The sequence below is a fragment of the Streptococcus sp. 1449 genome (assembly GCF_013276805.1).
GTDB lineage: Bacteria > Bacillota > Bacilli > Lactobacillales > Streptococcaceae > Streptococcus > Streptococcus pseudopneumoniae.
In genome coordinates this window covers 1-21740 of record NZ_VMLS01000074.1, presented here as the reverse complement: position 1 = coordinate 21740, position 21740 = coordinate 1, and the positions used below count along the sequence as shown (strand labels likewise).

The 21740-nt window shown below is 37.3% G+C and carries 15 protein-coding genes; 14 read left to right on the top strand and 1 reads right to left on the bottom strand.

The genetic code is table 11. The features are described from left to right. Positions 1 to 18: 18 nt before the first annotated feature. The 13 genes from HT687_RS10475 (at position 19) to pheT (ending at position 20239) form a co-directional block, all read left to right on the top strand. Positions 19 to 1260 (top strand): hypothetical protein, encoded by a 1242-nt coding sequence (locus HT687_RS10475; protein WP_031233647.1) that lies wholly within the window; start codon positions 19 to 21, stop codon positions 1258 to 1260. A 31-nt stretch (positions 1261 to 1291) separates the two neighbouring features. After that, the gene (locus tag HT687_RS10470; protein WP_001002884.1) at positions 1292 to 2293 is read left to right on the top strand and encodes a virulence RhuM family protein; all 1002 of its coding nucleotides are present in this window, start codon (positions 1292 to 1294) and stop codon (positions 2291 to 2293) included. A 126-nt stretch (positions 2294 to 2419) separates the two neighbouring features. Then, positions 2420 to 5071: a valine--tRNA ligase gene (locus HT687_RS10465; protein WP_172924194.1), complete on the top strand. Its 2652-nt coding sequence runs from the start codon at positions 2420 to 2422 to the stop codon at positions 5069 to 5071. Between the two features lie 106 nt (positions 5072 to 5177). After that, a complete protein-coding gene (locus HT687_RS10460; protein WP_172924193.1) occupies positions 5178 to 6521 on the top strand; it encodes an AAA family ATPase in 1344 nt (447 codons plus the stop codon). Continuing rightward, on the top strand, positions 6511 to 7077 hold the full coding sequence (locus HT687_RS10455) for a hypothetical protein (protein ID WP_000253751.1): 567 nt from the start codon (positions 6511 to 6513) through the stop codon (positions 7075 to 7077). The genes HT687_RS10460 and HT687_RS10455 overlap by 11 nt, the downstream gene beginning before the upstream one ends. A 356-nt stretch (positions 7078 to 7433) precedes the next feature. Further along, positions 7434 to 8237 (top strand): Fic/DOC family protein, encoded by an 804-nt coding sequence (locus tag HT687_RS10450; protein WP_023936623.1) that lies wholly within the window; start codon positions 7434 to 7436, stop codon positions 8235 to 8237. A gap of 271 nt (positions 8238 to 8508) precedes the next feature. After that, on the top strand, positions 8509 to 11187 hold the full coding sequence (locus tag HT687_RS10445) for a DEAD/DEAH box helicase family protein (RefSeq protein WP_172924192.1): 2679 nt from the start codon (positions 8509 to 8511) through the stop codon (positions 11185 to 11187). 299 nt (positions 11188 to 11486) lie between these two features. Beyond that, entirely contained in the window at positions 11487 to 12326 is an 840-nt protein-coding gene (locus tag HT687_RS10440) for a PRD domain-containing protein (RefSeq protein WP_000584535.1), read from the top strand. A 17-nt stretch (positions 12327 to 12343) separates the two neighbouring features. After that, complete coding sequence (locus tag HT687_RS10435) at positions 12344 to 14182, top strand: beta-glucoside-specific PTS transporter subunit IIABC (RefSeq protein WP_172924191.1); 1839 nt, start codon at positions 12344 to 12346, stop codon at positions 14180 to 14182. Positions 14183 to 14194: 12 nt separating this feature from the next. Further along, positions 14195 to 15610 (top strand): glycoside hydrolase family 1 protein, encoded by a 1416-nt coding sequence (locus HT687_RS10430; protein WP_138701087.1) that lies wholly within the window; start codon positions 14195 to 14197, stop codon positions 15608 to 15610. A gap of 591 nt (positions 15611 to 16201) precedes the next feature. Continuing rightward, a complete protein-coding gene (gene pheS / locus HT687_RS10425; RefSeq protein WP_001818763.1) occupies positions 16202 to 17248 on the top strand; it encodes a phenylalanine--tRNA ligase subunit alpha in 1047 nt (348 codons plus the stop codon). Continuing rightward, positions 17248 to 17757 (top strand): N-acetyltransferase, encoded by a 510-nt coding sequence (locus tag HT687_RS10420; protein WP_000619941.1) that lies wholly within the window; start codon positions 17248 to 17250, stop codon positions 17755 to 17757. The genes pheS and HT687_RS10420 overlap by 1 nt, the downstream gene beginning before the upstream one ends. A gap of 76 nt (positions 17758 to 17833) precedes the next feature. After that, entirely contained in the window at positions 17834 to 20239 is a 2406-nt protein-coding gene (gene pheT, locus HT687_RS10415) for a phenylalanine--tRNA ligase subunit beta (protein WP_054392951.1), read from the top strand. A 221-nt stretch (positions 20240 to 20460) separates the two neighbouring features. Here pheT and HT687_RS10410 read toward each other — a convergent pair whose 3' ends face one another. After that, positions 20461 to 21462: an endonuclease/exonuclease/phosphatase family protein gene (locus HT687_RS10410; protein ID WP_138700433.1), complete on the bottom strand. Its 1002-nt coding sequence runs from the start codon at positions 21460 to 21462 to the stop codon at positions 20461 to 20463. A gap of 156 nt (positions 21463 to 21618) precedes the next feature. Here HT687_RS10410 and HT687_RS10405 point away from each other — a divergent pair. After that, a partial coding sequence (locus HT687_RS10405) for a helix-turn-helix domain-containing protein (protein WP_155449051.1) occupies positions 21619 to 21740 on the top strand: 122 nt, incomplete at its 3' end.

The following is a 21740-nucleotide window of genomic DNA, read 5'->3' as shown; positions in this document are numbered from 1 at the left end:
AGTTAGAGGAGAAAATAGATGGCTAAAAAGAAAAATAGAAAAAAAGAATTAAAACGCCAGCAAAAGTTGGATATCAAAATTATTTCTGAAGAAGAGGCTGCTTGGACAGAAATAATGGCTAAAAAACCAACTTTTGTAGAACGTCGACAAATTCAAAATTTCGATGAACTACATACAGCAGTGATGCAATATGCTGATGAACATGGAGAGTATCCAGATGTCCAGCTAATCAATTACCAACTAAAAAATAGGACTTTTGATTGGAATCAGGATCACGCTTTATTTAGAGAAGCTATGCATACTCCGAATACACAGAAGCGAAATAAATTGTTAAAGCAAGTTTTAAAGATCAATCCAGATTATTTTGCTGCTGATTTTCATTTATTCTTATCAGAAGTTGAAGATTTTGATTTGTCAACTTTTAAAAAAGTATTGGATTTTGAAATTCTAGTTTTAGAAAAATGGAAAGTGAATGGATACAATAGTTGGAATTATTTTGAAGCTCGCCCTATCCTGTCTGCTCTGATGTTTCTGATTGAATATTATATGACAGAAAAATTTTACTTTAAGGCTTTGGACTTGGTTAACTTATACTTAAGTAAGCGACCAGAACGTTTTCCTCCTAATTTTGTCTTCTGTATGCTTTCCTTGTATCATATTACTGGTCAGGAATTAAAGGTTGAACGTTTCTATTGTGAAGAATTAAATAAAGGAAAGCGGGATGATACCATCCTTATTCATGCCATCATCTCTGCTTTTTCTCAAGGAAAAATTGAGGAAGCCAGTCAGCTATTTGCAAAATTAGTGGAAATCAATGATGAAGCTGTTGAATTCTTCATAGAGAAAGACTGGCAATTCAATATTTTAGACATTGAAGAACAAGAATGCTATTGTCCAAATTCAGTTGAATCGCTACAAGCTAGTTTGTATCCTCTGCTTGACTATTTACAAGAAAATATTATCTTAACAGAATTTTTAACAAAAGAAGCCAAGAAATTCCGTCGTAAACCAGTATTTTCGAATCATTCCAGTGTGTTAAGAAATCTATCCCAGGTTACAGACTGGTACTCCTTTATGAGCGAGGAAAAAATGAAGGGAATCCGGATGGATCTTGTTCGCATCTTTGTTGAAAATGGGATTCGTACATCTTCAGATTTCAAAAAATGGACTGAAAAAGAAGTTCTCGCTTTGAAGGGAATTGGTCCTGTAACCGTTAAAAAGCTGAAAGAAAACGGCATAAAGTTTAAGAAAGAGAAGTAATTGTTTATGGAAGGGGGGAGGTGAAATTGTCTTGAATGAAATTTCTAATTTCATCCTGTATACTACACCAAATGGCGACGTTCAGCTAGATATCCTTTTACAAGATGAAAATCTTTGGTTGACTCAAAAAGGTCTTGCAGAGCTCTTTGGAGTTGAACGAAGTGTCATTACAAAGCACTTAAAAAACATTTATGATAGTGGTGAGTTGGATAAGGTGTCAACTTGTGCAAAATTTGCACAGGTTCAACAAGAGGGAAATAGAACTGTCCGACGTGAACTTGAATATTACAATCTGGATGCTATCATTTCAGTTGGCTATCGCGTAAATTCCAGCAAGGCTACTCAATTTAGAATTTGGGCAACCAAGACCTTGAAAGAATTTATCATCAAAGGTTTTGTTTTGAATGATGAACGCTTGAAACAAGGACAGACAGTTTTCGGACAAGATTATTTCCGTGAACTTTTAGAACGAATTCGCTCTATTCGTTCTAGCGAGCGCCGAATCTATCAACAAATTACGGATATCTTTGCCGAATGTGCCATAGATTATGATCGAAACTCGGATATTACTAAAAACTTCTATGCTATGGTGCAAAATAAATTTCATTATGCAATTACTGGAAGTACGGCTGCAGAAATTATCTATCAGCAAGCTGATGCTAGTAAAGAAAAAATGGGATTAACTACTTGGAAACATGCACCTGATGGACGAGTGCTCAAATCAGATGTAACGGTAGCCAAAAATTATTTGCAAGAAAAAGAAATTCGACAACTAGAGCGAACTGTTACAGCCTATTTTGATTATATCGAGGGTTTAGTTGAGCGCCGTAATACGTTTACAATGCGAGGATTGGCAGATAGTATTGATCGCTTTCTATCCTTTAATGAATATGAAATCTTAGAAGGAAAAGGAAGCATTTCCAAGAAACAAGCAGACTCAAAAGCCATCCAAGAGTATGAAAAATTTAACCGAACTCAAAAAATTATATCGGACTTTGATAAACATATTCTGAAGATAATGAGAGAAAGTTAATGTAAAATTTTTATACAGTTTCTTTTTTACTAATAGAAGATACTGAAAAAATCAGATGTGCTGAATCAAGGCATATCTTCTACATACTAATTTTATTTAAAGATATTAACTAGAAAGGACAAACACATGTCTAAAGAACTTTCACCTAAATACAATCCAGCCGAGGTTGAGGCTGGTCGTTACCAAAAATGGCTTGATGCCGATGTTTTCAAGCCTTCAGGAGACCAAAAGGCTAAGCCTTATTCAATCGTGATTCCACCACCAAATGTAACTGGGAAGCTTCACCTTGGTCACGCTTGGGATACGACTTTGCAAGATATCATCATCCGTCAAAAACGCATGCAAGGTTTTGATACCCTTTGGCTTCCAGGGATGGACCACGCGGGGATTGCCACTCAGGCTAAGGTTGAGGAGCGCTTGCGTGGCGAGGGTATTTCCCGCTATGACTTGGGTCGTGAGTCTTTCTTGACGAAAGTCTGGGAATGGAAAGACGAATATGCCACTACTATCAAGGAACAATGGGGTAAGATGGGGCTCTCTGTAGACTACTCTCGTGAGCGTTTCACTCTTGACGAAGGTTTGTCAAAAGCTGTTCGTAAGGTCTTTGTGGACCTTTACAAGAAAGGGTGGATCTATCGTGGTGAATTCATCATCAACTGGGACCCAGCTGCACGCACAGCCCTTTCTGATATTGAAGTTATCCACAAGGATATCGAAGGTGCCTTCTACCACATGAACTACATGCTGGAAGACGGATCTCGCGCCCTTGAAGTTGCGACCACTCGTCCTGAGACCATGTTTGGGGACGTTGCGGTTGCGGTCAATCCAGAAGACCCACGCTACAAGGACTTGATCGGTAAAAACGTCGTCCTTCCAATCGCTAATAAATTGATCCCAATCGTTGGTGATGAGCACGCAGATCCTGAGTTTGGTACTGGTGTCGTGAAAATTACACCTGCCCACGATCCAAACGACTTCTTGGTTGGTCAACGTCACAACTTGCCACAAGTCAATGTTATGAACGACGACGGTACTATGAATGACTTAGCCTTCGAATTTGCAGGCATGGACCGTTTTGAAGCTCGTAAGGCAGTCGTTGCTAAGTTGGAAGAAATCGGTGCCCTCGTTAAAATTGAAAAACGTGTCCACAGTGTTGGTCACTCAGAGCGTACTGGTGTTGTGGTTGAACCACGCTTGTCTACTCAATGGTTCGTCAAGATGGACCATTTGGCTAAGAACGCCATTGCCAACCAAGACACAGAGGACAAGGTTGAATTCTACCCACCTCGTTTCAACGATACCTTCCTCCAATGGATGGAAAATGTCCACGACTGGGTAATCTCTCGTCAGCTCTGGTGGGGTCACCAAATCCCTGCTTGGTACAATGCTGAGGGTGAAATGTACGTTGGCGAAGAAGCTCCAGAAGGTGACGGATGGACTCAGGACGAAGACGTCTTGGATACTTGGTTCAGTTCTGCCCTTTGGCCATTCTCAACTATGGGCTGGCCTGATGTCGACTCAGCAGACTTCAAACGTTACTTCCCAACTTCAACCTTGGTAACAGGTTACGACATCATCTTCTTCTGGGTGTCTCGTATGATCTTCCAGTCATTGGAATTCACAGGCCGTCAACCATTCCAAAACGTGCTTATCCACGGTCTCATTCGTGACGAGCAAGGACGCAAGATGTCTAAGTCTCTCGGTAACGGGATTGACCCAATGGATGTCATCGAGAAATACGGTGCCGATGCCCTTCGTTGGTTCCTTTCAAACGGTTCTGCACCAGGTCAAGACGTCCGCTTCTCTTACGAGAAAATGGATGCCTCATGGAACTTCATTAACAAGATCTGGAACATCTCTCGCTACATCCTCATGAACAATGAAGGCTTGACCCTTGAGCAAGCAACTGCCAATGTGGAAAAAGTTGACAACAAGGAAGCTGGAAATGTCACAGATCGCTGGATTCTCCACAACCTCAATGAAACCATCGGAAAAGCAACTGCCAACTTTGACAAGTTTGAGTTTGGTGTGGCTGGACACATCCTCTACAACTTCATCTGGGATGAGTTTGCGGACTGGTATGTTGAGTTGACCAAGGAAGTCCTTTATAGTGACAACGAAGAAGAGAAAGTCATCACGCGTTCTGTTCTCCTTTATACTTTGGATAAGATTCTTCGTCTCCTTCACCCGATCATGCCATTCGTGACAGAGGAAATCTTTGGACAAATCTCAGAAGGCTCTATCGTGACAGCTGCATACCCAACTGTTAATCTAGCCTTTGAAGACCTTGCGGCTCACACTGGTGTGGAAAGTCTCAAAGACTTGATCCGTGCCGTTCGTAATGCGCGTGCGGAAGTAAACGTAGCACCAAGTAAGCCAATCACAATCCTTGTTAAGACTAGCGATAGTGACTTGGAAGCCTTCTTTAACAGCAATGTCAACTACATCAAACGTTTCACAAATCCAGAACACTTGGAAATTGCATCAAACATCCCTGCACCTGAACTCGCAATGTCAAGCGTCATCACAGGAGCAGAAATCTACTTGCCACTGGCAGACCTCCTCAATGTCGAAGAAGAACTGGCTCGTCTCGACAAGGAACTGGCTAAATGGCAAAAAGAACTAGATATGGTGGGCAAGAAACTCTCTAACGAACGCTTCGTCGCCAATGCTAAACCAGAAGTCGTCCAAAAAGAACGCGACAAACAAGCCGACTACCAAGCCAAATACGACGCGACAGTTGCACGTATTGATGATATGAAGAAGTTGGTGAAGTAGTGTGAAGTGAGATATACTTGGAAGATGATTTACACCTCACACCTGCTTTTTTATGTAGTTTGTGTTAAACTGATAGTACTGCCTCCATGGTGAAAGGAGAATATATATGAAACTAACAATAGAAAATATAGGTAATGTAAAGAATGCAGAAATTGAAATAAATGGAATTTCAGTTATTGCAGGTCAAAATGGCACTGGAAAAAGTACAATAAGTCGTTCTTTATTTTCAATATTTAGTGCCAATTATGATGTTATAAAAAAAATTTCTAACGATCGAACTAAAGCAATTAATGATTTTTTAGAAGACTATCTCTCTGATATCGAAATGAATCGTAAAAATAATTCTGAAATAGGGATTGCTAGAAGAATCGTTCCGAGTTTCCTTTATACAGAATTGACAAAAATCATTTCAAAAAATTTATTGATATTTCTTGATAAAAATTATAGTGAACATAATAATGAATCCCTTAAGAAGAGTATCATTGAATCAATTAATGAATTCAATAAACGAAATTCAAAATACTTTGTATTAAATATTAAGGATTTGGACCTAAATGTTTTATCTGAAAATATAAAAGAAATTCTATCTCAGTCAGACCAATCTATCTTTAACCAAATTTTAACTGCTCATTTAACTGATGAATTTCATAATCAAATAAATAATATATACGACCCATTGACAGGACTAATTTCTTTAAGAATAAAAGATGAACAAATAAATGTTGAAGTTAACAAAAATAGAGCTACTGCAGATAAATTGATAAATTTTAAAACAGATGTAGTATACATAGATGATGCTGCTGCAATAGTTGAAAATTTATTTTCAACTAAATTTTTAAATAAATTTTCAACTAAATTTTTAAATGAATTTTTAAATAAAATTGATTTAAAATTGGATCATAATGCTCATTTAATGGAGCAGCTTAGAGATGAAAGAAACAACACTTACACATTACGAGCTAAGATAACTGACAGATTAAATTTGGTGTTTAATGAAATAAATCATATATTGAAGACTGATATTGTTAATAGTTCAGAAGATGAGGAAGATGAAAAAAAACTTAATATAATCAATTATTCTTCAGGTATGAAAACGTTCTATTTAATTAAATCTCTTTTAGAAAATGGTGTGATTAGAGAAAATGGGACACTCATTTTAGATGAACCAGAAGTCCATTTACATCCAGAATGGCAATTGAAATTTGCTGAAATTATAGTATTACTTCAGAAAGAATTTGGATTACATATCTTAATCAATTCCCATAGTCCTTATTTAGTTGAAGCGATTGATATATTTAGCAAAAAAAATGATACAAATGATTCTGTTAAGTATTATCTTGCTAATAGTTCTATTGAAGATGTTACTGAATCGATTGATAAGATTTATGAGCAAATGTATGTTCCTTTAAATCGCCTTGAGGAGCTAGCGGAGGATTTTGATGGTGAGTAAAATAATTTTCTCTATATTACATGATTTTAATATTAGATTTTCTGAATGTCGTAGCGATATTAAAACCTGCTCATATGATTCTGATTCTAACTATAATTTGGTAAACTCTAAATATACTTGTTATAATTTTGATAAGATTTCAGAAATTATTTTTAAAAAACATAGCTTTGATAAATGGCAATCTGTAGATACAATTCTGCCTCTTCTTCCTGTAGATGCTGATAGTAAATTATATTTAATAGAGTTTAAGAATTCAAAAAATATTCCATATGCTAACGTTAGAGCTAAAATATTATCGAGTTTGTTCCTACTAGAAAATTTTTATGGATTGCAAAAAACTGATTATAAAAAAATAGTGACAGTTACTGTAGTTAAATCACAAAAAGGTAAAAGACATTTAAATGAAATTAGACAACATCAGGCAAAAATAAGTGGTAAGTCACCTTATAAAGTTGAAAATTTTAGGGCTTTAGAAGATTTTTATGGAATTGAATCTTTTAAATATCCCCCTGAAAAATTTATAGAATTTATAGAGAATAATAATTTAGTCAGTTAAAATTAAAATACTAAAATTTTATAGCTTTGATTAAAAACCAGCTCACTACACAACAACCCCTCTAAGTTCGAACCGCTCTGAGAAGTACAACATTGCAGTTTCTTCTCAGGTGTTGGGGGATTTGAACAAACCAACGAGTTCAGAGTGGTGTATCCTATGAGTTTGATAAGTATGCAAGCTAGAATTATTCATTTAATCAAACCATTCATCCAAAAGGCATTACAAATGAGTGCATGGGATGTTGAGTATAACTCTTTTATTACTTCTTCATAGAACTTATTATGAATGTTTTTTATAGTTCACCCCAATTTCACCATTTACCGATGACACAGAAAAACAATTGAAAGGATATTTCTATGCAACCAACTTACAACATTGACAACCCAAACTTGTCTTATGAAGCTAAGCGTGACTTATGGCGGATAGGTTTTGGTCTGCAGAAAGTTGACAATCTAGTGCCATCAGCGTATATGGAATCTTTGGCTGAGAAACAGTCCCGGGGTGAACTGACTTACGAGCAGGTTTATGAGGATGCAACGGCTTATCACCATACTATTGATGCAAGTACGGAAGAGGCAGACTTGGTTTCTCTACGTATTGTAGAACTATTGTCTCGAAGAGGCTTTAGCTTTAGTCCTGCGACCTTACTTGCTATTCATAAGGAGTTGTTTCAAGATATATTTGAACCCTCTATTCCGGTGGGGCAATTTCGTCAGACCAATATCACAAAGAATGAACCTGTTTTGAATGGTGAAAGTGTTGTGTACTCTGATTACTCCATGATTCAAATGACCTTGGATTATGATTTTAATCAGGAAAAACAAGTTGCATATGCGACACTAACTCAGGCGGATGTGGTTAAACAAATCCAGCATTTTATTTCAGGAATCTGGCAGATTCATCCATTTCGCGAAGGAAACACTCGGACAGTAACGGTCTTTTTGATTCAGTATCTTCGTGAGTTTGGTTTTGATATTGATAATACACCATTTCAGCAACATGCCAAGTATTTTCGTGATGCCTTGGTATTAGATAATGCAAAGATTTTACAGCGACGTCCTGAGTTTTTAACAGCTTTTTTTGAAAATCTCTTGCTCGGTGGTCAAAATGATTTGTCTTCAGAAAAAATGTATCTAGATTTAGACCTCGATTTTTCATAATCCTAATACTGAGTAAACATTGAATTTTAGGAAAAAATGAAGTAAATATTCTCACAAGAAAACGTATATCATCAAAGTTTTAGGTCACTTGATAATATGCGTTTTTTGAATTTTATAGACTGCTCGTTTAAACTCTATTTACCTCGTACATTCCGAAGCGAGACGGAATATTAGCCACATACAAAATGAGTACTATTAGGATTTTATTTTCGTGTACAATTTCAGCTATTTTTGTTATAATCAGCCTATAGGAATCAAGGAGGTGACTCTTATGGCTGTTTTTGTGTCTTTGGATGGAATTGTGGTAGAAGTACTTGATGTCTTTTCTTCTTTTAATGGGGATAGTGAGTTTTTCTTGTGTAAACATCTTAAAGACAAGAGTCAGTTTGTGATGGAACGCTCTCAGTTCGAGGAGATGTTCCAACTTCAAAGTAGTCGCTTGACGACGCAAGAAAAATTACAATTGTTTACCTCCGTGTTTGCTGGCCGTTATGATGTTTATGCTAAGAGTTTCATCAATGATCAAGGGAAAATTCAGTATTTTCCATCCTATGATTATGGTTGGAAGCAGTTGCCACCTGAAAAACGGAGTTTCCAGACATTGACGGATTCCGTTTTGAAATCTCATTTTCGTGGGGAGACAGCTATCGGTATCTTTCCTATGCACTTAGATGATAGCTGTTATTTTTTGGTACTTGATTTGGATGAAGGAGATTGGAAAGAAGCTGGTTTAACCATTCGAAGAATAGCCAGGGAACGCCAGATGGAAGCCCATTTAGAGATTTCTCGTTCGGGTCACGGACTCCATATTTGGTTCTTCTTTGAGGAAGCGATTCCGAGTCGAGAGGCTCGCTTGTTTGGAAAGAAACTGATAGAACTGGCAATGCAGGAAAGTATGCAACTGTCCTTTGATTCTTTTGATCGCATGTTTCCAAATCAGGATGTCCTTCCTAAGGGGGGATTTGGAAATTTGATTGCCTTGCCTTTTCAAGGAGAAGCTTACCATCAAGGGCGAACGGTCTTTGTGGATGAACAGTTTCAGCCTTATGAAGACCAATGGAGGTATCTACAAGAAATTCAGAGGGTTTCAACTGCTAAAGTGGCACTGTTAATCCAAGAAGAGTTAGGCAAGCAAGAATTGGACAAGGAGTTGCAGACCGTCTTATCCAATATGATTCAACTTGAAAAATCGTCTGTGACACCCAAGACACTGTTTTTCTTGAAAAATATGGCTTCATTTTCTAATCCCGAATTTTATTTAAAGCAGGCTATACGACAGCCAACCTATCAAATTCCTGAGAGAATGTATTTATTTGGAGAATCCGATCATTATTTATGGTTGCCAAGAGGTTTGCTGTATCCATTGCAAGATAAATTTAAGCAGGTATCTGTGGAAGATAGGAGAAAGGTACAAAGGTCTATTAGAGTGGAATTTAAGGGAGAACTCACTTTGGAGCAAGAGTTAGCCCTGTCAGATATGACTTCCAAAGAAAATGGTTTACTCCATGCGGAGACTGGTTTTGGGAAGACCGTTTTAGGTGCTGCTCTCATCTCTGAACGGAAGACAAAAACAATTATCCTAGTTCATAATAGGCAACTCTTAGACCAATGGCTAGATCGCTTAAACTGCTTTTTGACTTTCGAAGAGGAGGAGGCTATCCGTTATACGGCATCAGGTCGTGAAAAGGTAATAGGCTATGTAGGGCAGTACGGTGGGACTAAGAAATGGCTGAGTAAACTGGTTGATATTGTTATGATTCAATCTCTATTTAAGTTGGAAAATAGTCAAAGTCTTTTGGATGAGTATGGGATGATGATTGTGGATGAGTGTCATCATGTCTCTGCCTTGATGTTTGAAAAAGTTGTGGCTCAGTTTAGAGGGAAGTATCTTTACGGTTTGACGGCTACGCCTGAGCGTAAGAATGGTCATGAGCCTATCGTTTTTCAGAGAATTGGTGAGGTAATCCATACTGCTGATAAGAGGGAAACGGTTTTTAAACGGCAATTGCAATTAAGATTTACTTCTTTTGGTCATTTGGAAATTGAAAAGACCAAAGCAAGTAATTTTATACAGCTTAGTGATTGGATTGCTACAGATTCAGCGAGGAATCAGTTGATTCTCAAGGATATTCTAGCCCAAGTGGCAGAAGGTCGGAATATCTTGGTTCTAGTTAATCGAATTCAACAGATAGATGTCTTTGAAAAGTTATTGAAAGAGAAAGAGGTTGATGACTGTTATATTATTAGCGGAAAAACCAAAGTCCGAGAGAGAACAAGTTTACTGGAGACGTTAGAACAGTTAGATAAAGGGTTTGTTTTATTGTCTACTGGAAAATACATTGGTGAAGGTTTTGACTTACCTCAGTTGGACACGCTTATCTTGGCAGCACCCTTTTCTTGGAAAAATAATTTAATTCAGTATGCAGGTCGGATTCATAGAAACTACAAGGATAAGTCTTTGGTGCGGATTTTCGATTATGTGGATATTCATGTTCCTTATTTAGAAAAGATGTTTCAGAAACGACAAGTAGCTTATCGAAAGATGGATTATCGTGTCATCGAGGGTGAGGAGAAACAATTCGTTTATGTTGATAGTAGATATGAGAAGGTGTTGAGAGAGGACTTGGCAGGGGAAAGACAGGAATGTCTGCTTATTTTACCTTATGTGCACCAGACAAAACTGATGAATTTTCTAAAAGAATTTAGGATTAGTCAAATTGAGATATGTATACCAGAGACGGTTGCAAATAAAGCATGGCTAGACCAGTTGAAGAGCCAGAAAATTAAAGTATCTTTTACTCAATCAAAAATAGTCACGCCTATTCTTTTGGTAAACAAGACCATTGTTTGGTATGGCGCAATGCCATTATTAGGGAAGGTAGATGAAATGACCATATTACGTTTGGAATCAGCTAGTATAGCTTCTGAACTAGTGGCAGGTTTACGATAGAGAAAACTTTTAAAAATTTCTATGTATGATTTTCATTTCTTTAGTGAGGCTGTTGACATTTTCACATTCGAATCACACAAAATAAAAAAATTTCTACAAGTACTTGACAAATAGATTGAAATATCATAAAATAAAAACGGTTACAGAGTTATTAATTATTTAAGCTTCATGTCACCATTAAAAATTGAAATAAAAGGATGTTATCACTAATACAAGTGAGCAGGAACCTATTTAATCACATCAGAAGAAGTTTCTTGATGTTTTTAAGTAGGTTCCTTTTATTTTAAAAGGGAAATTTTATGATCATAAAACGAATACTAAACCACAATGCCGTAATTGCGCAAAGTAAAAAAGATATCGATATTCTTCTTTTTGGAAGGGGCATAGCTTTTGGAAGAAAAACTGGAGATAAAGTAAATCCAATTGATATTGAGAAAAGTTTTTTTCTCAAAAATAGAGATAATATGACCCGTTTTACAGAGATGTTTATTAACGTTCCTTTGGAGTTGGTGTACATCACCGAAAAAATAATTAACCTAGGTAAAATAACATTGGGTAATAATTTTGATGAAATTATCTATATTAATTTAACGGATCATATTTCTTCGAGCATAGAACGTTATAAAGAAGGGATTATTATTTCGAATCCCCTACGCTGGGAAATATCGAAATATTATAAAGAAGAATTTGAACTTGGGAAAAGGGCTTTACAAATAATAAAAAAAGAGTTAGGTATTGAACTTCCAATTGACGAAGCTGCATTCATAGCGCTACATTTTGTTAATGCTAATTTAGAAAATAATTTTCAAGAGTCGTATAAAATCACTGAAATAATTATGGGAATTGAGAAAATCATTCAAGATTTCTATTGTACTGAGTTTAACCAAGATTCTATTGATTATTATAGATTCATAACTCATATAAAATTATTTGCCCATCGCTTGGTTGAAAATACAACTTATTGTGACGATGATGATGAAGACTTGTTAGCATTAATGAAAAATAAATATCCTAGAGAATATGAATGTGGTGAACAGGTGGCAATGTTTATACAAACTGAGTACAATTATTTGCTGACTTCTAGTGAATTAGTTTATTTGATGGCTCATATTCGTCGCTTAACAAAAAATTTAGATTAATAGAATAGGAGAATACCATGAGTTATAAAGATACGGTACAAAAAATCCTCGATGTAATTGGAGGTGAAAAAAATGTCAATAGAGTTACCCATTGTGTAACACGTTTAAGATTAGAATTAAAAGATGAAAATTTAGTCAATGATGATGATGTGAAGAAGATACCAGATGTAATAGGTATTATGAAAAAGAATGGACAATATCAAATTATACTTGGTAATGATGTAGCTAATTATTATAAAGAATTCGTTAAACTTGGCAATTTTGAAACAGATTCAGTTGATCAAGGGCACAAAGGGAATATTTTAGAAAGAATCATTGAATATATCGCTGGTTCCATGACTCCAATCATTCCAGCAATGTTAGGGGGAGGTATGCTGAAAGTCTTGGTAATTATTTTACCAATGCTTGGTATATTGCAATCAGATTCTCAGACTATTGCTTTTTTGACATTTTTTGGGGATGCTCCATATTATTTCTTACCGCTGTTATTAGCTTATTCTGCATCACAAAAATTAAAAGTAACATCTACATTAGCTATGTCTGTAGCAGGTGTACTTCTCCATCCAAATTTTGTTCAAATGGTGCAATCAGGGAATCCTCTTAGTTTATTTGGTGTACCTGTGACACCAGCTAGTTATGGTTCGTCAGTCGTTCCAATTCTTATTATGGTTTGGTTGATGAAATATATTGAAAAAATGATTGCTAAATTAACACCAGCTGTTACTAAGAGTTTTTTGCAACCTACGCTAGTATTATTAGTATCAAGCTGTATTGCCTTAGTTGTAGTCGGACCTATTGGAGTAATTGTTGGTGAAGGATTATCAAATCTAGTTGGGCAAATGTATGGTGTAGCTGGATGGCTTACATTAGCTATTCTTGGCGCTATTATGCCATTTATTGTTATGACTGGAATGCATTGGGCTTTTGCACCTATTTTTTTGGCGGCATCTATTGCTACTCCAGACGTATTAATTCTTCCAGCAATGTTAGGGTCAAACTTAGCTCAAGGGGCTGCTTCGATGGCTGTTGCATTAAAGAGTAAAAATAATAATACAAAACAAATTGCTTTTGCAGCAGGTTTCTCAGCCTTACTTGCAGGGATTACCGAACCTGCATTATATGGTGTGACTTTAAAATATAAAAAACCGCTTTATGCAGCTATGATTGGTGGTGGATTAGCGGGATTATTTGCAGGTCTTACTAGTGTTAAAGCATATCTATTTGCTGTCCCAGCTTTGATAGCGTTGCCTCAATTTATTTATTCTGATGTGCCATCAAATATTGTAAATGCTTTAATTGTGGCAGTCATTTCGGTTGTTATTACCTTTGTATTAGCTTATATATTTGGAATCGATGAAGAAGGGAGTTCTAGCAATTTAGAAGTTGAAGTTGGAGTTTCAAATAAAAAAATGATATTTTCTCCTATATCAGGAGAAATCATTCCGTTAAGCGATGTCCAGGATAAAACATTTTCAGATAAACTAATTGGAGACGGAGTAGCGATTATCCCAAGTGAGGGTAAGGTTTATGCACCATTTGATGGGAAAATTACAAATATTTTTCCGACTAAGCACGCAATTGGATTGAAGAGTGATGAGGGTGTTGAGTTACTAATTCATATTGGATTAGATACTGTTGAGCTAAAAGGTCAAGGTTTTATTAGTCATGTAGAAGAAGGAGACAGAGTTTTCAAAAATCAGTTGATTTTTGAAATGGACTTAAATTTAATCAAGAGTAAAGGCTACGAAACAGTTACACCAGTAATTGTAACGAATACCAACGATTTTCTAGATGTATTAGTATTACCTAATAATCAGACAATCGAGCATTCTAAGGAATTACTGGTAATATTATAATGGAGGAAAGTTATGACCATTTTTCCAGATGATTTTCTTTGGGGTGGAGCTGTTGCAGCTAATCAAGTAGAGGGAGCATATAATGAAGATGGTAAGGGATTATCAGTTCAGGATGTGTTACCCAAAGGTGGATTAGGAGAAGCAACAGAAAATCCTACAGAAGATAACTTAAAATTGATAGGTATTGATTTTTATCATAAATATAAGGAAGATATATCCTTGTTTTCTGAAATGGGCTTTAATGTTTTTCGTACTTCTATTGCATGGAGTAGAATTTTTCCAAAAGGAGATGAGGAAGAACCTAACGAAGCTGGTTTGAAATATTATGATGAATTATTTGATGAACTACATGCTCACGGGATAGAACCACTTGTAACTCTTTCACACTATGAGACTCCATTATATTTAGCAAGAAAATATCATGGATGGATTGATAGGAGAATGATTCATTTTTATGAAAAATTTGCTCGAACAGTTTTAGAAAGGTATAAAGATAAAGTTAAATATTGGCTTACATTTAACGAAGTAAACTCTGTTTTGGAATTACCGTTTACTAGTGGAGGAATAGATATACCTGAGGAGAATCTTTCGAAACAAGAATTATATCAAGCTATACATCATGAATTAGTCGCCTCGAGTTTGGTTACAAAAATTGCTCGTGAGATTCATTCAGAGTTTAAGGTGGGGTGTATGGTATTAGCTATGCCAGCTTATCCAATGACTCCAAATCCAAAAGATGTATGGGCGACTCATGAGTATGAGAATCTAAATTATCTATTTTCAGATGTGCATGTTAGAGGTTATTATCCGAATTATGCAAAAAGATATTTTAAGGAAAATGACATTAACATAGAGTTTGCAGCTGAAGATGCAGAGTTATTAAAAAATTATACTGTAGATTTTTTATCCTTTAGCTATTACATGAGTGTGACTCAATCTGCTATTCCAACACAGTATAATTCAGGAGAAGGGAATATTATTGGTGGTTTAGTAAATCCTTATTTAGAGTCTTCAGAGTGGGGATGGCAAATTGATCCAATTGGACTACGTATAATTTTAAATAGATATTATGATCGTTATCAAATCCCATTATTTATAGTAGAAAATGGATTAGGTGCTAAAGATCAACTAATAAAAGATGAACTTAATAACTTAACCGTCCAAGATGATTATAGAATTCAGTATATGAAAGAACATTTATTGCAAGTTGCTGAAGCTCTACAGGATGGTGTTGAAATTATGGGCTATACGTCTTGGGGATGTATTGACTGTGTTTCTATGTCCACTGCACAACTTTCTAAAAGGTACGGTCTCATTTATGTTGATCGAAATGATGATGGAAATGGCACATTCAATCGATATAAGAAAATGTCCTTTACTTGGTATAAAGGAGTGATTGAATCAAATGGAGAATCCTTATTCAAATAGTTTGTTTATTGATGATTAGATATTATCACGGTTAAGGCAACATCTCATTAAATATAAAATAAAGAGGTTTGGAAGACATCAAATTCTAAACCTCTTTATTTTATAGGGGGATTAATTAATTTAATTTTGTTACAGAGAGCCGATTATAAATAGTTAACTTAGGATAGATTGGTTATATATAGTAGACTGAATCTAAAATAGTACGAAACAATTGCTAAAACATTTATAGAAATTAATTTTACTTTCCCAATCGATTTGTTTTCATCTTATTTCAATCCGCTATAAAGTTAGATAAGAATAAGCTAACAAGCAGAAGTAAGATAGGTCTTGCAAGAATGGTAAAAATCTGATAAACTAAGTAGTAATTGAATAGGAATCTGAAAGACTAGTAGCCCAAGGGAAGTATATCAGGGAGGAGAGCCGTGACTGCAAGCTCTCTATATGAAAGCTGGGTGAATTCACTTGCGCATGGATTTAGAAATGAAGGTCTGACTTGTCAGATGAAAACGGATGGTACCGCGTGTCAACGCTCCGAGTGGAGTTTTTGGCATGTGGTTTTCTTTTTATCTACGAGAGACTGATGGAGGAAATATGTCAACTATTGAAGAACAATTAAAAGCGCTTCGCGAAGAAACGCTGGCTAGCTTGAAGCAGATTACTGCTGGAAATGAAAAAGAGATGCAAGATTTGCGTGTCTCTGTCCTTGGTAAAAAGGGTTCGCTCACTGAAATCCTCAAAGGGATGAAAGATGTTTCTGCTGAGATGCGTCCAATCATCGGGAAACACGTCAATGAAGCTCGTGATGTCTTGACTGCTGCTTTTGAAGAAACAGCTAAGCTCTTGGAAGAAAAGAAAGTCGCGGCTCAACTGGCTAGCGAGAGTATCGATGTGACGCTTCCAGGTCGTCCAGTTGCGACTGGTCACCGTCACGTTTTGACACAAACCAGTGAAGAAATCGAAGATATCTTCATCGGTATGGGTTATCAAGTCGTGGATGGTTTTGAAGTGGAGCAAGACTACTATAACTTTGAACGTATGAACCTTCCAAAAGACCACCCAGCTCGTGATATGCAGGATACTTTCTATATCACTGAAGAAATCTTGCTCCGTACCCACACGTCTCCAGTTCAGGCGCGTGCTATGGATGCCCATGATTTTTCTAAAGGTCCTTTGAAGATGATCTCGCCAGGGCGTGTCTTCCGTCGCGATACGGACGATGCGACCCACAGTCACCAATTCCACCAAATCGAAGGCTTGGTAGTTGGGAAAAATATCTCTATGGCTGATCTTCAAGGAACGCTTCAGTTGATTGTCCAAAAAATGTTTGGTGAAGAGCGTCAAATTCGTTTGCGTCCATCTTACTTCCCATTCACAGAGCCATCTGTTGAGGTGGATGTTTCTTGCTTCAAGTGTGGTGGAGAAGGCTGTAATGTATGTAAGAAAACAGGTTGGATCGAAATTATGGGGGCCGGTATGGTTCACCCACGTGTCCTTGAAATGAGTGGTATCGATGCGACTGTATACTCTGGCTTTGCCTTTGGTCTTGGACAAGAGCGTGTAGCTATGCTCCGTTATGGAATCAACGATATCCGTGGATTCTACCAAGGAGATGTCCGCTTCTCAGAACAGTTTAAATAATGATTAGAAAAGTAGAAATGGCAGATGTTGAGGTGTTGGCTAAAATTGCCAAACAAGCCTTTCGTGAAACCTTTGCGTATGATAATACGGAAGAGCAGTTACAGGAATACTTTGAAGAGGCTTATAGTCTGAAAACTTTGTCAACTGAGTTGGGAAATCCTGACTCTGAAACCTATTTCATTATGCATGAGGAGGAGATAGCTGGTTTTCTCAAAGTCAACTGGGGAAGTGCTCAAACTGAGAGAGAATTAGAGGACGCTTTTGAAATTCAACGCCTCTATGTGCTACAAAAATTCCAAGGATTTGGACTAGGTAAGCAACTGTTTGAATTTGCTCTTGAACTTGCTACAAAAAATAGTTTTTCTTGGGCTTGGCTAGGTGTTTGGGAGCATAATACAAAAGCTCAAGCGTTTTATAACCGATATGGTTTTGAAAAATTTAGCCAACATCATTTTATGGTTGGTCAAAAAGTAGATACGGATTGGTTACTGAGAAAGAAATTAAGGTAAGAAGAGAATTCTTCTATTGAAATGATAGGAAAGGAAAAGAACCAGTGTGGCAATGGTCATTCTGGAGAACTAAATTATGCTTGTATCTTATAAATGGTTAAAAGAATTGGTGGGCATTGATGTGCCATCACAGGAGTTGGCTGAAAAAATGTCAACCACAGGGATCGAGGTCGAAGGTGTCGAATCACCAGCTGCCGGTCTTTCAAAAATTGTCGTCGGTGAGATCTTGTCCTGCGAAGATGTGCCAGAAACTCACCTTCATGTTTGTCAGGTTAACGTTGGCGAAGAAGAAGAGCGTCAGATCGTTTGTGGTGCCCCAAATGTGCGTGCAGGCATCAAGGTTATGGTGGCTCTTCCGGGAGCTCGTATCGCTGACAATTACAAAATCAAAAAAGGAAAAATCCGTGGCTTAGAGTCACTTGGAATGATCTGTTCACTTGGTGAATTGGGTATTTCTGACTCAGTTGTACCTAAGAAATTCGCAGATGGTATTCAAATTTTGCCAGAAAATGCCGTTCCAGGTGAGGAAGTCTTTTCATATCTAGACTTGGATGATGAAATCATCGAACTTTCTATCACACCAAACCGTGCAGATGCCCTTTCTATGCGTGGAGTGGCTCACGAAGTGGCAGCCATATATGACAAGGCAGTCAACTTTAAAGAATTTACTTTGACAGAAACAAATGAAGCTGCGACAGATGCCCTTTCTGTGGGCATTGAGACAGGCAAGGCGCCTTACTATGCAGCTCGTATCTTGGACAATGTGACTATCGCACCAAGTCCACAATGGTTGCAAAACCTTCTCATGAACGAAGGCATCCGTCCCATCAATAACGTTGTAGACGTGACAAACTACATCCTGCTCTACTTTGGTCAACCTATGCATGCTTTTGACTTGGACACATTTGAAGGGACTGACATCCGTGTGCGTGAAGCGCGTGCTGGTGAAAAATTGGTGACCTTGGACGGTGAAGAACGTGACTTGGACGTGAATGACCTAGTCATCACTGTTGCAGACAAGCCAGTAGCCCTTGCAGGTGTCATGGGTGGTCAAGCAACAGAAATCTCTGAAAAATCTAGTCATGTTGTCCTTGAAGCTGCTGTTTTCAATGGCAAATCTATCCGTAAGACAAGTGGTCGCCTGAACCTTCGTTCTGAGTCATCTTCTCGCTTTGAAAAAGGAATTAATGTGGCAACAGTTAATGAAGCCCTTGATGCGGCAGCTAGCCTGATTGCGGAACTTGCAGGTGCGACGGTGCGTAAGGGCATCGTTTCAGCGGGTGAGCTTGATACTTCAGATGTAGAAGTTTCTTCAACCCTTGCTGATGTTAACCGTGTCCTCGGAACTGAGCTGTCTTATGCTGATGTAGAAGACGTCTTCCGTCGTCTTGGCTTTGGTCTTTCTGGAAATGCAGACAGCTTTACAGTCAGAGTCCCATGTCGTCGTTGGGATATCACAATCGAAGCTGATCTCTTTGAAGAAATCGCTCGTATCTATGGATATGACCGCTTGCCAACCAGCCTTCCAAAAGACGATGGTACAGCTGGTGAATTGACTGTGACACAAAAACTCCGCCGTCAAGTTCGTACCATTGCTGAAGGAGCAGGTTTGACAGAAATTATCACCTATGCTCTGACAACTCCTGAAAAAGCAGTTGAGTTCACAGCTCAACCAAGTAACCTTACTGAACTCATGTGGCCAATGACTGTGGATCGTTCAGTCCTCCGTCAAAATATGATTTCAGGGATCCTTGATACCGTTGCCTACAACGTGGCTCGTAGGAATAAAAACTTGGCCCTTTATGAGATTGGAAAAGTTTTTGAACAAACAGGCAATCCAAAAGAAGAACTTCCAAATGAAATCAACAGTTTTGCCTTTGCCTTGACAGGCTTGGTTGCAGAAAAAGATTTCCAAACAGTAGCAGTTCCAGTTGATTTCTTCTATGCTAAGGGAATCCTTGAAGCGCTATTTTCTCGCTTGGGATTCCAAGTAACTTATACAGCAACATCTGAAATCGCTAGCCTTCATCCAGGTCGTACAGCTATGATTTCACTCGGTGACCAAGTTCTTGGTTTCCTTGGTCAAGTGCATCCAGTCACTGCTAAGGCCTACGATATTCCAGAAACGTATGTGGCTGAGCTCAACCTTTCAGCCATCGAGGCTGCCCTTCAACCTGCTACTCCATTTGTGGAAATCACAAAATTCCCAGCAGTTAGCCGTGACGTTGCCCTTCTCCTAAAGGCAGAAGTCACTCACCAAGAAGTTGTGGACGCTATCCAAGCTGCCGGTGTGAAACGCTTGACAGATATCAAACTCTTTGACGTCTTCTCAGGCGAAAAATTGGGACTTGGTATGAAGTCCATGGCTTATAGCTTGACCTTCCAAAATCCAGAAGACAGCTTAACGGACGAAGAAGTCGCACGATATATGGAAAAAATCCAAGCGTCTCTCGAAGAAAAAATCAATGCAGAAGTGCGTTAAACGATAGTATGATACAAATTCCCCCTCTAGTTTATGAACACTAGAGGGGTGATTTTATATAATACTCAATGAAAATCAAAAAGCAAACTAGGAAGCTAGCCGTAGGTTGCTCAAAACACTGTTTTGAGGTTGTAGATAAGACTGACGAAGTCAGTAACCATATGTCTAAGGTAAGGCGATGCTGATGTGGTTTGAAGAGATTGTCGAAGAGTATAAAATAATTAAAATGTGATTTCTGTAAAAATACATCTATGATCAGAGTTTTGAAAACTTACAATGTCTAAATCTTTAACATAGTAGTGGTTTTTAGGCAATAAAATATGATCTATTGTTGCATTAAAAAGTTTTGGACTTTGGCTATTCCAAGTTCCTCTTTCAAAAGGTGGTAGTACATTTAATGCGTCCCTATGAGAGCTTATTTTTGCAAGTGCTCCATGACGCATAGTTGCATTAAAATCACCTGCAATAATAGCCTTTGGATATTTTGAAGCCAATTGATTATGAATGATGGTTAAGTCTTGCTTCCAGATTTCCATTAAACCTGGCAGAGGAGGAGCAGTATGCAAAGCAATGATATCTGGTATATTTTGTTTTCTCGAATGTAATACAATTGTCCCGAACCGTGTTGTATGGAAAGTTTTAGCTTCTGTATAGAAACCATAACTTTTCTTGACAATCACAGTCACAGGAGCTATTCCACTATCAGTAGGTGGAGAAGTAAAAATATCATAGTTGGCTATAGAAAGTCCAACTTGATGAAACAATAGTTTGATTCTCTGGTTTTCTTGCTCACCTCTGATATTGGTAGCTAGTTCAGGGAATATAGCCATATCGGCATCAAAATGGCTAAAAATTCGCTCAATATGTTGTGCTTCTATTTGATTAGCGACGTTCCAAGTTACTAATTTTAAGGTTTTAGTCTTATTTGATACGGAAGAAAGGGTTTTATCTGTTCCGAATAATAGTAATATGAACGATAGTAAGAGAAAGATGCTAGAATAAAACCGTATTTGTTTATTTTTCTTGTAAAAAGATAGGGAAAAAAATACGAAACTTAAAATAGAAACCATAGTTGCAGTAGCTAAGGGGAAGGCATAAATCTGTGCCAAGATAGGTCTGGTAGATAGCCAAATATTAAGATTAGAAGATGGAAAAAAAGAATAAGCTATGATAGGGATAGCAAAGAGAATGACAGAAAAGGCAGAGAGAAATATTTTAATCATTGTATGAGTACCTCGATTTGCAATGGTTGCTCGGAGCTAATGTGACTTTGTGACTTTACTTGATTGATACTCTTTTTCTTGTCTTCCTTATAGATTAAGTACAACCCAAGTAAAAAAAAGTCCAATTTAAGATTGAAATGATTAAAAGTCACGGAGATGCAAGACAATTATACTACAAAAGGCAAACATTTGACAATCGATAGTCGTCGCTTAATCGAACGATGGAAAAAGGGAAAATCAAATAGAGAAATTGCCTCTCTACTTGGAAAAGCTCCTCA